This is a genomic window from Flavobacterium sp., from assembly GCF_046155325.1.
Taxonomy (GTDB): domain Bacteria; phylum Bacteroidota; class Bacteroidia; order Flavobacteriales; family Flavobacteriaceae; genus Flavobacterium.
The window spans coordinates 1-14,848 of record NZ_JBJXDQ010000025.1; the positions used below are offsets into that span (position 1 = coordinate 1).

12 protein-coding genes are annotated in these 14,848 nt (G+C 32.7%); 10 read left to right on the plus strand and 2 right to left on the minus strand.

All coding sequences use genetic code 11. The features are described from left to right. Positions 1–884, minus strand: an 884-nt coding sequence (locus ACKVOD_RS01925) for a class I tRNA ligase family protein (RefSeq protein ID WP_409207796.1), incomplete at its 3' end; no start/stop codon positions are given. A gap of 172 nt (positions 885–1,056) precedes the next feature. Between ACKVOD_RS01925 and ACKVOD_RS01930 the strand changes: the two genes are divergently transcribed. The 8 genes from ACKVOD_RS01930 to ACKVOD_RS01965 all read left to right on the plus strand — a co-directional run bounded on the left by ACKVOD_RS01930 (position 1,057) and on the right by ACKVOD_RS01965 (position 8,800). Continuing rightward, complete coding sequence (locus ACKVOD_RS01930) at positions 1,057–1,932, plus strand: cell division protein FtsX (protein WP_409207797.1); 876 nt, start codon at positions 1,057–1,059, stop codon at positions 1,930–1,932. Between the two features lie 38 nt (positions 1,933–1,970). Continuing rightward, a complete protein-coding gene (locus ACKVOD_RS01935) occupies positions 1,971–2,213 on the plus strand; it encodes a DUF3098 domain-containing protein (RefSeq protein ID WP_409207798.1) in 243 nt (80 codons plus the stop codon). An 87-nt stretch (positions 2,214–2,300) separates the two neighbouring features. After that, entirely contained in the window at positions 2,301–3,125 is an 825-nt protein-coding gene (locus ACKVOD_RS01940) for an undecaprenyl-diphosphate phosphatase (protein WP_409207799.1), read from the plus strand. Positions 3,126–3,131: 6 nt separating this feature from the next. After that, positions 3,132–3,824, plus strand: coding sequence for a tRNA pseudouridine(55) synthase TruB (truB, locus tag ACKVOD_RS01945; RefSeq protein WP_409207800.1), 693 nt, complete (start codon positions 3,132–3,134; stop codon positions 3,822–3,824). Positions 3,825–4,316: 492 nt separating this feature from the next. Beyond that, complete coding sequence (locus tag ACKVOD_RS01950; RefSeq protein ID WP_409207801.1) at positions 4,317–4,625, plus strand: ion channel; 309 nt, start codon at positions 4,317–4,319, stop codon at positions 4,623–4,625. 278 nt (positions 4,626–4,903) lie between these two features. Next, positions 4,904–5,611, plus strand: coding sequence for a UMP kinase (pyrH, locus tag ACKVOD_RS01955; protein WP_409207802.1), 708 nt, complete (start codon positions 4,904–4,906; stop codon positions 5,609–5,611). Between the two features lie 35 nt (positions 5,612–5,646). Continuing rightward, positions 5,647–6,207, plus strand: coding sequence for a ribosome recycling factor (gene frr / locus ACKVOD_RS01960; protein WP_409207803.1), 561 nt, complete (start codon positions 5,647–5,649; stop codon positions 6,205–6,207). Between the two features lie 97 nt (positions 6,208–6,304). Next, positions 6,305–8,800 carry a DUF5686 family protein gene (locus ACKVOD_RS01965; RefSeq protein ID WP_409207804.1) on the plus strand — a complete coding sequence of 832 codons (2,496 nt, stop codon included), beginning with the start codon at positions 6,305–6,307 and terminating at the stop codon, positions 8,798–8,800. Here ACKVOD_RS01965 and ACKVOD_RS01970 read toward each other — a convergent pair whose 3' ends face one another. Beyond that, entirely contained in the window at positions 8,801–11,071 is a 2,271-nt protein-coding gene (locus ACKVOD_RS01970; protein WP_409207805.1) for a cation:proton antiporter, read from the minus strand. A 185-nt stretch (positions 11,072–11,256) separates the two neighbouring features. On the opposite strand from ACKVOD_RS01970, the gene ACKVOD_RS01975 reads away from it, so the two are divergent. Both ACKVOD_RS01975 and asnS read left to right on the plus strand, forming a co-directional pair. Next, positions 11,257–13,626 (plus strand): efflux RND transporter permease subunit, encoded by a 2,370-nt coding sequence (locus ACKVOD_RS01975; protein WP_409207806.1) that lies wholly within the window; start codon positions 11,257–11,259, stop codon positions 13,624–13,626. Between the two features lie 128 nt (positions 13,627–13,754). Next, positions 13,755–14,848: asparagine--tRNA ligase (gene asnS / locus ACKVOD_RS01980; protein ID WP_409207807.1), on the plus strand; the 1,094-nt coding region annotated here is incomplete at its 3' end.

A 14,848-nucleotide genomic window follows, 5' to 3' on the forward strand; every position in this document is an offset into this window, starting at 1 on the left:
ACACTCTTTCCAATCCAATTCCGCTGACTTTCTTTAATGCTTTCGCTCCAATCAATAGTGTCTAAACCTTGCAATAAACGTTCTGCATAGGCTGAAATTCGCATGCTCCATTGGGTCATTTTCTTGCGAATCACAGGAAAACCTCCCCGTTCTGAAACCCCATTTACGATTTCGTCATTGGCTAAAACAGTTCCCAATCCCGGACACCAATTCACTTCGGTTTCGGCGAGATAGGTTAATCTATATTGTAACAGTATTTTTTGTTGCTCATCTGACGAAAATGCATTCCATTCGCTTGACGAAAAAATTGGAATATTGTCGTCGCAAAAGGCATTCACATTCAAATTTCCTTCGGCTGAAAAAACAGCAATCAAAGTCGAAATGTCCTCAGCTTTGTCTGTATTTTTATTGTACCAAGAATTGAATAATTGAATAAAAATCCATTGGGTATGTTTATAATAATCAGGATTCGAAGTGCGTACTTCACGGCTCCAATCGAATGAAAATCCAATTTTATCCAATTGCTTTCTGTATCCCGCAATTTTGTTTCCTTCTTTATCAACGCCTCCATCAATATTTACCGAAGTGGTGTCTTCCGGACGTTGTCCCGTTTGTATGGCATACTGTTCAGCTGGCAATCCAAAACTGTCATAACCCATAGGATGCAATACATTAAATCCACGATGTCTTTTGTATCGCGCATACACATCGGAAGCGATGTAACCTAGAGGATGACCGACATGCAAACCTGCTCCAGATGGATAAGGAAACATATCCAAAACATAATATTTGGGTTTAGCTGAATTATTTGACGCAGCAAAAGTTTGGTTATCAGCCCAATGCTTCTGCCATTTGTCTTCGATTTCGTTCGGATTGTATTTCATTATTTTAAATATTTTAACCCTTTCAGTCCCGTAAACTATCGGGATAAACCCCAAAGGGTCTCTAAAATTGTGTGGCAAATTTACATTTATTGTACGAAAGTTAAAACTTTGAACGTTATTAACTTTAAATAAAGAAATTCTTTATTATTTTTACGCCATAATTCAGTAAACTATGAGTTCTTCTTTTGATAAATTTCAAAAACGCAGATTAATTTCCTCTTATTTTTCAGTTGTACTAAGTGTCTTCTTAGTCTTATTTCTTTTAGGATTTTTAGGATTCTTTATAATCAATTCTCAAAAATTGGCAAATGATTTTAAGGAAAATATTGCCATGACAGTATTTTTTAAGAACGAAGCGAAAGATAGTATCGTAAAAGCTTTTGGTGATGAAATAAAAAAAGCTCCTTTTACAAAATCCTATTTGTATGTCCCAAAGGAAGCTGCAGCAAAACAACATACAGACATTATTGGCGAAGACTTCATGACATTCTTAGGAGAAAATCCGCTTCAAAATTCTTATGACATACACCTCAAAGCCGATTATGTAGTTAAAGAAAAAATAGTTACTATTGAAAACAATTTAAGAAAAAATATGATGGTTTCGGACATTGTATATGACAAACAATTGGTGAATTTAGTCAATGATAATATCAAAAAAGTGAGCATGTGGATATTAATCATAAGTAGTTTTTTGACTGTAATTGCTGTTTTATTGATTAATAGTTCTTTAAGATTGTCTATACATTCTAATCGATTTATCATCAAAACAATGCAGATGGTTGGTGCTACAAAATCATTTATCAGAAAACCATTTGTAATGCGAAGTGTGAAATTAGGGATGATAGGTGCCGGATTAGCCGTTCTAGCCTTGATTGGAGTTTTGATTTATGTTGAAACTAGTTTTCCAAACCTAGGAATACTAGATAACAAATTATTAATAGGGCTTGTTTTAATAGTGGTTTTTGGACTTGGTGTTTTAATCACTTGGTTAAGTACTTATTTTGCGACACAACGTTTCTTAAATTTAAGAACTGACGATCTTTATTAGATTACAGGTTGCAGGTTGCAGATTTTATAAAAATGAAAATGAAAAACAAAGAACAAAAACAAGAATTTCTTTTTGAAAAAGCAAATTACAAAATTTTATTAATTGGGATTGTAGTTATTGCTCTTGGATTTATTTTGATGTCGGGTGGCGGTAGTGAAGATCCGAATGTTTTTAATGAGGCTATTTTTAATTTTAGACGCATTCGTTTAGCTCCGACAACAGTTTTAATAGGTTTTGGGATCACCATTTATGCTATTTTGAAAAAACCAAAAAATCAGTAATTAATATTATATGTTTGGATGCATCAGACTGAAATCTAAACTCTAACCCGTGCGTCAGCAAACTGGCGAAGCAAATCTGCTATCTAAATGAACACACTTCAAGCTATAATTATTGCTATTGTCGAGGGATTAACAGAATATCTTCCTATTTCTTCAACAGCTCACATGATTTTTACTAGTTCCTATTTTGGAATTCAAGAAGACGATTTTGTAAAACTTTTTCAGGTTTCGATTCAATTTGGAGCCATTTTAGCTGTCGTGGCTTTGTATTGGAAGAAATTCTTAGCTTTTCCAACGCTTAAAATTGGGATGAATTTTTACACCAAACTGGCTTTTGCAGTAATTCCAGCGCTGGTTTTGGGAAAATTATTCGATGATAAAATAGAAGCCGTTCTTGGTGATCCAATTCCGATTGCAATTGTTTTAATTGCAGGAGGATTTATTTTACTTTTTGTTGACCAATATTTCAAAGACAAAACTACAATTGTAAATGAAGAAGATATAAGTACAAAAAAAGCGGTTGTAATTGGTTTTTGGCAATGTTTGGCAATGATGCCCGGGACAAGTCGGTCAGCAGCTTCTATAATTGGCGGAATGCAACAAGGACTTTCTCGGAATACCGCCGCTGAATTTTCATTTTTTCTGGCAGTTCCCACAATGCTAGCAGTTACTTGTTATTCGGTATTTCTCAAAACCTATGAAACTTCGCAAATGAAAGGATATGAACTGATTTTAAAGTCAAATGACAATATCATGATGTTTTTATTGGGAAATTGTATTGCATTTATTGTTGCACTTTTAGCAATTAAATTTTTTATTGGCATCATCAACAAATTTGGTTTCAAACCTTGGGGTTGGTACCGAATTATTATGGGCTCATTCTTGTTGATTTACTTTTTATACATAAAATAAATCGCCTTGAAAACTACCGAAGAATACTTAAACGGACAAGTCTTACTTATTGACAAACCCCTGCATTGGACTTCCTTTCAAGCAGTAAACAAGTTAAAATACCTGCTGATTAATAAAGCAGGATTGCCTAAAAAATTCAAGATAGGTCATGCGGGCACATTAGACCCTCTGGCGACCGGATTACTGCTAATTTGCACTGGGAAATTTACTAAAAGAATTGCTGAACTTCAAGGACAAGCCAAAGAATATACAGGTACTTTTTTCATTGGTGCTACGACACCTTCCTATGATTTAGAAACAGAAATTGACCAAACTTTCGACACTACGCATATTGATGACTCTTTGATTCTTGAAACGGTAAAACAATTTATAGGCGAAATCGACCAAAAACCACCTATTTATTCAGCTATAAAAAAAGACGGCATTCGATTATATGAACACGCTCGTGCTGGAGAAACAGTAGAAATTGCAACCAGAAAGACAACCATTCACGAATTTGAAATTACCAGAATCGCACTTCCTGAAATTGATTTTAGGGTGGTTTGTAGCAAAGGAACTTACATCCGCTCTTTGGCTTATGATTTTGGGAAAGCTTTAAATTCTGGTTCACATTTGACGGCTTTACGAAGAACAAAAATTGGCGATTATCATGTTAATACTGCCATTGAAATTGAAGATTTTGTAACTAGTTTTGAATAAAAGAATTGGCATTCGAATTAAAGTATATAAAGTTTTTTTGACGAATTTTGATTGATTTTGACGAATTTAAAATCAACAATTGTTTATATTTACAGGAAACATTATCAGCTTCAAATGGAATTAAAAAAGCAAAAAAGACTGTTTACGGTATTTATATATAAATATTGCTACGAAATTTTATTAGTTGCGCTTCTTTTTCATCTTTATGGGAGTGTGCTTTTTTTTGATTTAAACTTCTATGAAAAATATTTCAGATTAGCCAATGTTATTTTTGTGTATTTAGCTGCCACCAATAGTTTTTTTCACCGAAAAATAAAAATCACTCCGCTATTTATCTTATTTTTAATCTTCTCGTTTTGTTGTAGTACAGGATTATTTTACTTGAATAATTATATCCCCTTAGAGTATTTAAGGGAAATTTCATTTTCCATATTTTTGATTATTACCATATATTATACCTTCTCTTTTTTACTTTCTCCTCACAGAATCGACATGGCATTGATATCAGGTACCATTGTTGGGTATTTATTATTAATTGAAATTGCAGTTCGCATATTTTTAATATTACTATTAATGGACGGCAAAAATGTATTAACCAATATAGATTTAGAGAATCATACCAGTATTTATATCGACCTTGTATATTACTGCACTAATACTGCAACAAGTATAGGTTTTAGCAATATGCTTCCTATAAATCAAAACGCCAAAATGATTACTTCTTTACTAGCTTTGGCGGGACAATTTTATTTGGTTATAATAATGAGTATGATGATTCGTAAATTTACTTCCAAAAAATAATAAACCCCTTCGTGAAAGGACCAAATAAAATACCTCTGGGCCGAGCCCCAGCGGTATTAGCAAAATAACAGCCACAGATTCACAGATTTTCAAAAATTTTTTTTAATCTGTGAATCTGTGGCAAAAAAAACCGAAGCAGAGCTTCGAGGAATAAAACCTATAAGTGATTAAAAAAAGTAAAAACCATTATTTTCGAAAAAAGAATATGTTTATATTTGCACAAATTAACAACATATGACTTGAGCTTGCAAAAGCAGGACTCCAAATTTAATACTATCATGAAATACAAAAGAATTCTTCTAAAACTAAGTGGCGAAGCTTTAATGGGTGAAAGACAATATGGTATTGATCCCGCAAGATTGGCCGAATATGCTGAAGAAATTAAGCAAATTCACGATAAAGGAGTTGAGATTGCCATAGTAATTGGCGGAGGTAACATTTTTAGAGGAGTTGCTGGAGCAAGTAACGGAATGGATCGAGTTCAAGGTGATTACATGGGAATGTTAGCCACAGTAATTAATGGTATGGCGTTGCAAGGAGCTTTAGAAGACAAAGGAATGCTTACTCGTTTGCAAACTGCCTTAAAAATAGAAGCAATAGCTGAACCTTATATCAAACGTAGAGCGGTTCGTCATCTCGAAAAAGGAAGAATCGTAATTTTTGGGGCAGGTACTGGAAACCCTTATTTCACTACCGATACAGCTGCAGTGTTACGTGGAGTAGAAATTCATGCCGATGTAATTTTAAAAGGAACAAGAGTTGATGGAGTTTATACAGCCGACCCTGAAAAAGATACCACTGCAACAAAATTTAATTACATTTCTTTTGAGGATGTACTAAAAAAAGGATTAAATGTAATGGACACTACTGCATTTACCTTGAGTCAAGAAAACAAACTACCAATTGTTATTTTTGATATGAACAAACAAGGAAATTTATTAAAAATATGCGAAGGTGAAAATATAGGAACCTTAGTAAACATATAAGTACCCTACCCTGAATTGGGAATAAATATAAAAAAATGGAAGAAATTGAATTTATATTAGAAAGTGCCGAAGAATCGATGACGGGTTCTATTGAACATTTAGAAAAATCTTTCTTGAATATTCGTGCTGGAAAAGCTTCTCCAGCTATGTTAGGCAGCGTTTTTGTTGATTATTATGGATCTTCAACACCATTGTCACAAATTGCAAAAATTAGCGTTCCAGATGCAAGAACAATCACATTGCAGCCTTTCGAAAAAAACATGCTTCATACGATTGAAAAGGCAATTATGGTAGCAAACATCGGATTCAATCCAATGAATAATGGTGATCTCATTATTATCAGTGTTCCTGCACTTACCGAAGAAAGAAGACGGGAACTTGCAAAACAAGCTAAAGTTGAGGCAGAAGATGCTAAAGTAGGAATTAGAAATTCACGTAAAGATGCCAACACCGATATTAAAAAATTGGAAAAAGAAGGCACATCAGAAGATGTTTGTAAAAGTGCCGAAGATGAAGTGCAGACCTTAACCAATACTTACATTAAAAAAATCGATGAGCTTTTAGTCAACAAAGAAGCCGAAATCATGAAAGTCTAACTTTTGATAAAACAATAAAAAATCCGCTTTATGCGGATTTTTTATGCTTATTTTGTACTAATAAACTAGTATTGGCGTTTTTTTACAAACCTTTTTTATGAAACAAACCTGTTTACTGTTTCTCTTTTTTACCTTTTCACTTCAGGCTCAATTTCAGGTAAACGGAATCATAAAAGATGCTCAAACCAATAAACCATTACCATTTGCTAAGATTATTGCAAATGAAAATAGCACTGCAATATCGGATGTAGATGGAAAATTTAGCCTTTTATCACCAATAAAAATAGCTGAATTCTATGTTTCCTATATAGGATACACTGCATTAAAAGTGAATGTAGCAAATGACAAAACGTTCTATACGGCACTTCTTTCAGAAAAAAACAACCTGCTAAAAGAAATTTTTATTTCAAATGAAAACCCAGCTTTGTCAGTTATTAGGAAAGTTATCGCTTCAAAAAACAATAACAATCCTCAAAAAAAACTCAACAGTTTTGAATTTAAATCTTATAATAAACTGATTGTAACCGCAAACCCAGATTCTATAGAGGGACGCATTGATTCTGTATTTGTAGAAAATGCTATCGGGAAAAGTTTTAAAAAAATCGATTCTTCTAATTTTGTATTCAAAAAACTTATCAGTAAAAATCACTTGTTTCAAACTGAAAAAGTATCTCGCTTTCAATTCAAAGATTCAAAAATAAAAGAAACCATTTTAGGGACAAGAATGGCAGGTTTCAAACAACCCGTTTATGAAATTATTGGACTTAATTTACAATCTTTTTCTATCTATGATTCAAGTTATGAGCTTTTTGAAACAAAATACAACAGTCCAATTTCCGATGATGCCTTAAAGGATTATAACTATAAATTACTGGATACGGTAGTGATAAATGGTCGAAATACCAATATGATTTATTTTAAAAATAAAAAGAAAAGAAAAGCTTCAGGACTAGAAGGTGTTCTTTATATTGATCAATTAAACTTTGCCGTTGCCAAAGCTGTAATGCGAATAAAAGGGGTACTTGATATTAGTGGTGTAGACGAATTTGAATATGTTTCAAAGGAGGATCTTTGGTTTCCAATTCAAAAAACTTTTAAAATTGTAAAAGGCAAAAACAAAGAGGATATTAAAATATTAGGCGAATCGATAACATTTAGTTCAGATGAAATCGCTGACAATCCAGATAAAAAAGGGGAGTCAGATTATATCTATTTGCTTTCAAAAACAAATAACTATGACATTCAATATAATGTTCCGGTACAAATAAGAAAAAAAGCTATCACAGTCGAGATAAAAAATGATGCTATTAACAAAACAGAAGATTTCTGGAAATCAAATCGAAAAGACAGTCTTGACAACCGAAGTCAAAGAACTTACATTTATTTAGATAGTCTTTCTGTAAAAAAACGAATTGAAAATCGATTGATTTATGGCAGAAAAATAATTAATGGTTTTGTTCCTATTTCTTTTTTTGATGTGGATTTACGAAAAATATTTACCTTTAATAATTATGAAGGCTTTCGATTTGGATTTGGCGGTATTACAAACGATCGCCTTTCAAAAACAACTAGGATTGAAGGATATACTGCTTATGGAACAAAAGATGATGCCTGTAAATTTAACCTAGGTCTTTCTACTAGAATAGGAAATTTTTCAAACACTTGGATTGGTGCATCTTATACTGATGATGTACATGAAATTGCAAGTACAAATTATGCCATAGATAAAAAAGCGTTTAAGCTGTATGATCCTAGACCAATAAACATAAGTACATTTTACAATTATGTAGGCTGGAGAGCCTTTTTAGAAACGAAAATCATACCTAAAACCGAAAGCATCTGGCAACTTTCTCGAACAATCGTAGAGCCAAAATTTGACTATATCTATGCCTTAAACGATAAATTATATACCAATTATACGATTACTTCTGCGATGGTTTCGTTACAGTGGAATCCTTTTAGTGATTATATGCAAACCCCAAAAGGGAGAATAGAAATAGAAAAACGTTTTCCGAAATTCACTTTTCAATACACACAATCCTTAACAAATTTATGGGGTAATAATTTCAATTTTGGCAAAATAGATTTGAAAGCAGAATATGAAAAAAAATATTTAAATGGTCAAAAAACCAATTTTCTTTTGCAGGCTGGATATGGTTTTGGAGACATTCCAATCACTCATTTATACAACACCTCTCCCAACAATATTACTAAAGAAACTGTGCTTCAAAGGATTACTTTTTCAGGAAGAAATAGTTTTGAAACGATGTTTTTTAATGAATTTATCTCCTCAAAGTTTGTTTCTTTACAGCTTAAACATGGATTTAACAGACTAACTCTATTTAAAAAAGTAAGACCAACATTGGTACTTGTGTCTCGAATGGCATGGGGAAATTTAGATCATCCTGAACAGCATGTAGGCGTAAATTACAAAACATTAAATAACGGAATTTTTGAATCTGGAATAGAACTCAATCAAATATATAAAGGAATTGGGCTGACAGGATTTTACCGTTATGGCTCTAATCAATTTAGCAAATTTGAAGATAATCTCGCCATAAAGTTGAGTTATACACTAAACTTAGGGTTTTAATTAATTCTTCATAATCAAAACCGAAGGCACTTTACTGAGCCATATACTGCGAGAATCGACCAATGATTTCCAGCTTTCGATGCTAATTATCATCAAATCTTGAGTGGATAAAAATTCTTTTTTAATGATTTTTTCATTCATCAAAGTAATATTATTGGTGTACTTTTCGATTAGTGATTTAACTGCACTTTGAAGAATAAAATTAGAATCTACATGACCATTAACATCCAGAATCACAATGTTGGAATTATTATTGTAAACTAATTTCTGAGCAATATCTATTAAAAACGCATCCTCGGTAGTAAAAATGGGAATAAATACTTGATTAACTTGTTGCATTTCTTTGTCAACTAAAATCCCAAGAGGAATTTTAGTTTTTGAAATAATTTGCCTTGTCCTTTCATCAAAAGGTGAATTTTGAAACAAACCTTCTTTTCCTGTAAATTTATCTAATAGTCGATCAGGATTTATTATTCTTGAGGTAAATCCTAATACTTTCCCGAGTAGTGTTCCTTCAAAAATAGATTTTCCAAGTCCAATTAAAAGCAAATCATATTCCCCATTATTGGCAATATCAATAATGTTGGTGTCAATATCTACAGTAGCCTGAAATACCGTTGTTATTTCTTGATTTAAGAATTTTGACTCTTCAATTATAGGTAAAAACTGCTCGTTTTCATATTCTTGTAAATTATAAGAATGCAATTCATCACTAAGTGAAAGATGCATTGCAGTAACAGAAGAGGTGCTTTTTTGTTTTTTTACTAGGCCATTCGCTAACCTCAAAAGCGACTTTCCTTTTTCATTATTCCCAAAAGAAATCAAAATTTTGAATTTATTTACAATTGTAACTTCATCAACATTAGTTTCATCCTTAGTCTTAAAAATGTAGTTGATAAGATTTAAGGAAGGACCGGTCATAAACGTAGTAACCAATGCCATGATAACCATCATTGTAAACACTTCGGGAGTCAATACTTTTAAATCTAAACCAATGTTTAGCACAACCAATTCCATTAAACCTCGGGTATTCATTAAAGCGCCTATAGTTAAACTATCACGCCAATTTTGCCCAACGAATTTTGCAGCCAAAGCACTTCCTAAAAATTTTCCTGTTACAGCTACCAAAATTATAAAACCTGTAATTTTCCACAAATAAGGGTCGTTAATTAATCCTATTTCGGTTCGTAAACCAGTAAAAACAAAAAATAAAGGCAGTAATAATATAACCGATACATCCTCAACTTTTTCAATAAATAAATTTCTGAATTTAGTAATATCAGGCATAATAACTCCAGTCATAAAAGCCCCAAAAAGGGCATGAATCCCAATAATTTCGGTTAAATAAGAAGAAATGATTAAGGTTAAAAAGAAAATAGCAACAACAGGTTTGCTCAAATTATCTTTCGATCCGTATAACTCCCCAATTTTCTTTAAAAAGGGTTTAATTACAAAAAACATCCCTAAAACATAAAGAATAGCTAGACCAATAATATAAATTGAACTCACAAAAGTACCTGCTTTCACAATAGCAATTACTGCAGCCAGAATACACCAAGCAGTAATATCGTCTGCAGCAGCACAAGTAATTACGATGGCGCCTAATTTAGTTTTATGAATCCCTCTTTCCTGAACTATACGAGCCAAAACTGGAAATGCAGTAATACTCATGGCAATACCCATAAATAAAGCAAAAGGTAAAAAGGCAATTCCTGCAGGGGCAAATCTATAATACACAAAATAAGCCAATCCTATTCCTAAGGCAAATGGAATGACAATACTAGCATGACTAATTACAATAGCCTCTTTGGCTCTGTTTTGTAATACTTTTAAATCGAGCTCGATGCCTATAATAAACATGAATAGGATAAGTCCAATTTGACTTAAAAACTGTAAGTTTCCTAAAGATTCGGCAGGAAATAAAGAAAGCGAAAATTCCGGAAAATATAATCCTAACAAAGAAGGCCCTAAAATAATTCCCGCAATAATTTCACCAATCACAGATGGCTGACCAATTTTCCTGAAAATCCAACCAATAAATCGAGCTACGACAATAATAGTAATAATCTGGGCTAAAAGAATAGCAAGAGGATGATGTAAATTATGGTCTAAAGAAGTAATAAAATCATCCCAATATCCATTTTTTGGTCTAGCATGCAGGATGCTTTTGTTAATTTCCAAAGATTTTCCTTCGCCTATAATCCAATAAATTAGAGCAGAAAAACCGCCCGTAACTACAAAATAAAATATGGTATTTCGATAATTTTTCATTGATATTACTACTATATTTATTGTTTTTCTCTCACAAAGATGAGAATTTCAAATATATAAATTATAACATCTAAAAAATTAATAAAAAAAAATTAATGTAAATATAAAATCTATATAAATCTAACATAACTCTTAGTGAAAAATCTCTTGATTTATTTACCTTTGCAACCATTTTTAATCATTTTATGAAAAACACTTTAAAAGTTGGGTTTTGGGAACTCATCGCCAGAATTATACTCAAAAATAGAGTTGCAATACTCGCAGTTATTTTTATACTAACTATTTTTCTTGGACTACAATGGAAAAATCTAAGTATGACATATACTGAAGCCAATTTACTTCCACAAAAACATATCGTCAACAAACAATATCAAGATTTCTTGAACAAGTTTGGCGAAGAAGGAAACCTTATTGTTATTGGTTTTAATGACAAAAGTTTTTTTACTCCAAAAGCCTATGCAGCATGGAATGAATTAATGACAGGGTTAAAAAATTCCACTGATGTTGAGCTAGTTGTATCTTTAAATGATTTAAAAAAATTACAAAAAGATACTATTGCTCAGAAATTCAGATTGGTTCCGCTTGTTGACCAAAATCAAACGAAAGATGTTGCTTATTTACAAAAAACAAAAAATGAGTTGCTCAATAATCTTCCTTTTTACGAAGGGTTATTGTTCAACAAACAATCTGGAAGTATTCGATCTGCAGTATATTTGAAAAAAAAGATTGTTAACACGGCCGAAAGAAAAATTTTCATCGTGGAGAATCTAGTTCCAAAAATAGAAAAATTCGAAAAAACCACAGGAATAGATCTTAAAGTTTCTGGAATGCCTTACATTCGAACCATCAATGCCGAAAACATGAAAGGCGAAATCGGGCTTTTTATTTGTGCCGCTTTGTTTATCACTTCCCTAATTTTCTTTTTGTTTTTCCGTTCAGCTCTAGCAACAATAATTTCGATTTTTATTTTACTTTTAAGCGTTGTTTGGTCGTTTGGAACACTTGGACTATTTAATTATAAAATCACAATTCTTACCGCAATTGTCCCACCATTAATCATTGTTATTGGTATTACAAACTGCATTTTCCTGATAAATAAATACCAGCAAGAAATAAAATTACACAACAATCAAGCAAAAGCCTTGCAGCGGGTTATTTCTAAAATTGGCGTTTCTACTTTGATGACAAACCTCACAACTGCGGCAGGTTTTGCAACATTTATGATTACAGGAAACGATTTACTTTTCGAATTTGGATTAGTAACCTCAATAAACGTAATTACAGTTTATCTATTAACATTATTAATGGTACCTATTGTTTCCAGCTATATGGCAATTCCAAAAGAAAAACACTTATTCCATTTGAGTAAAACCTATCTTTCGGCTGTTTTAGATTGGGTTGAATATGCTGTTAGATACAACCGAAGAATCATATATGGTATTTATGCGCTGCTAATGGTTTTTAGTATTATTGGACTTACACAAATAAAAGTTTCGGGAAGCTTAATAGGCGAAATGCCAAAAACCGCTTCGTTCTTCAAGGACATTCTATTTTTCGAAAAAGAGTTTAACGGTGTTATGCCAATGGAAATAATGATTGACACCAAACAAAAAAAGGGAGTTATGAAGTTATCCACAATGAAAAAAATGGACGAGCTACAACAAACCATTTCTGAAATTCCAGAATTGTCAAAACCTGTTTCGATTGTTAATTTAGTAAAATATTCCAAGCAAGCCTACTATAACGGTAATCCAGAATATTACGAATTGCCGACTTCGCAAGAACAAGCTTTTATCCTTTCGTATGCTAAAAATGCCTCAAAAAACACCAAAGATAATTTGATGAAAAGCTATGTAGATTCAACCGGACAATATGCCCGAATCACTACTTTTATGAAAGACATTGGCACCGAAGAAATGGCAAGAGTCGAAGGAAAATTAAGAAAAAAAATAGACTTAGTTTTTCCAAAAGAACGCTACGAAGTAACCTTAACCGGAAAAGCATTGGTTTTTCAAAAAGGAACGTCTTACCTGATAGACAATTTAATCGAATCGCTCATTTTTGCTATTCTTCTTATTGCGGGATTAATGGCATATATGTTTCGCTCCGTAAAAATGATATTGGTATCGGTTATCACAAACATACTTCCGCTATGCATCACATCAGGATTAATGGGCTATTTTGGTATACCGTTAAAACCGTCCACTATTTTGGTTTTTAGCATTGCCTTTGGGATTTCGGTGGATAACGCAATACAATTTATGGCAAAATACCGCCACGACCTGATAGAAAATGAAGGTAAAATCAAAAAATCTGTTTTCAGTGCACTTCGTGAAACAGGAATCAGCACCTTTTACACCTCAGTTGTTTTAGTATTTGGATTTGCCATTTTCACACTTTCCAGCTTTAGTGGAACAATCGCTCTTGGTGGTTTGATTTCCTGCACTTTGTTATTTGCAATGTTTGCCAACTTGTTAGTTTTACCAGCCTTGGTGCTGACTTTTGAAAAAAAGAGAGCATTACAACAGGATACTTTCGTGTCTAAAGTAGAATAAGCATATTCCTCTCAACGAAACAGCTGCTTTAGCTATTTAAAATTATCGTCTAAATCAATTATATTTGTATTTCGATTTAGATTCATTTTGAAATTCTAAAACCTAAATTTTAAATTACTTATTCGAAAATGAAACATACAAGAGTTAAAGACTTGCTAAACAGTGCAACAACCCTTCAAGGAGTTAATGCGAAAGGATGGGTACGAACTTTTAGAAATAATCAATTTATTGCGTTGAACGACGGTTCGACCATCAATAATATACAATGTGTTGTCAATTTTGAAAATACGCCTGACGAAACTTTAAAAAGAATTACAACAGGAGCTGCAATTTCGGTAACTGGGAATTTAGTGGAAAGTCAAGGTGCTGGACAAAAATTCGAAATTCAGGTTTCTAAACTAGAAATTCTTGGCGATTCTGATGCGGAGAAATTTCCAATCCAACCCAAAAACAAACCAAGTTTAGATTTCTTGCGAGAAAATGCCCATTTGCGTGTAAGAACAAATGTGTTTGGTGCCATTATGCGCGTTCGTTCGGTTTTGTCATTCGCCGTTCATAGCTATTTTCAAGAAAAAGGGTTTGTGTATGTAAACACGCCAATTATCACTGGATCAGATGCCGAAGGTGCTGGCGAAATGTTTAAAGTTACCGCTTTACCTTTCGACAATACCCCAAGAACGGAGGACGGAAAAGTAAATTACAAAGAAGATTTCTTCGGAAAAGAAACCAATCTAACGGTTTCTGGACAATTAGAAGGCGAAACTTTTGCTATGGCTTTAGGCCAAATATATACTTTCGGACCAACATTTAGAGCCGAAAACTCAAACACTTCTCGCCATTTGGCTGAATTTTGGATGATTGAACCCGAAGTGGCTTTCAATGATTTGAATGACAATATGGATTTGGCCGAAGATTTTATTCAGTATGTAATTAAATACACTTTGGATAAATGTCCCGAAGATTTGAAATTCTTAGAAGGACGATTATTAGACGAAGAGAAATCAAAACCACAAGCCGAAAGAAGCGAAATGGGATTGTTGGACAAACTAAACTTTGTTTTAGAAAACAATTTCAAACGCGTTTCTTATACTGAAGCAATTGACATTTTGAGAGATTCAACTCCTAATAAAAAGAAAAAATTTCAATATATTATCAACGAATGGGGTGCAGATTTGCAAAGTGAACACGAGCGTTATTTGGTGGAAAAACACTTTAAATGTCC

Coding starts and splice junctions, on each gene's coding strand:
- ACKVOD_RS01935 (WP_409207798.1), top strand. CDS start 1,971: ATGAAAAACAAAGAACAAAAACAAGAATTTCTTTTTGAAAAAGCAAAT.
- ACKVOD_RS01950 (WP_409207801.1), top strand. CDS start 4,317: ATGGCATTGATATCAGGTACCATTGTTGGGTATTTATTATTAATTGAA.
- ACKVOD_RS01965 (WP_409207804.1), top strand. CDS start 6,305: ATGAAACAAACCTGTTTACTGTTTCTCTTTTTTACCTTTTCACTTCAG.
- frr (WP_409207803.1), top strand. CDS start 5,647: ATGGAAGAAATTGAATTTATATTAGAAAGTGCCGAAGAATCGATGACG.
- ACKVOD_RS01930 (WP_409207797.1), top strand. CDS start 1,057: ATGAGTTCTTCTTTTGATAAATTTCAAAAACGCAGATTAATTTCCTCT.
- ACKVOD_RS01940 (WP_409207799.1), top strand. CDS start 2,301: ATGAACACACTTCAAGCTATAATTATTGCTATTGTCGAGGGATTAACA.
- ACKVOD_RS01970 (WP_409207805.1), bottom strand. CDS start 11,071: ATGAAAAATTATCGAAATACCATATTTTATTTTGTAGTTACGGGCGGT.
- pyrH (WP_409207802.1), top strand. CDS start 4,904: ATGAAATACAAAAGAATTCTTCTAAAACTAAGTGGCGAAGCTTTAATG.
- ACKVOD_RS01975 (WP_409207806.1), top strand. CDS start 11,257: ATGAAAAACACTTTAAAAGTTGGGTTTTGGGAACTCATCGCCAGAATT.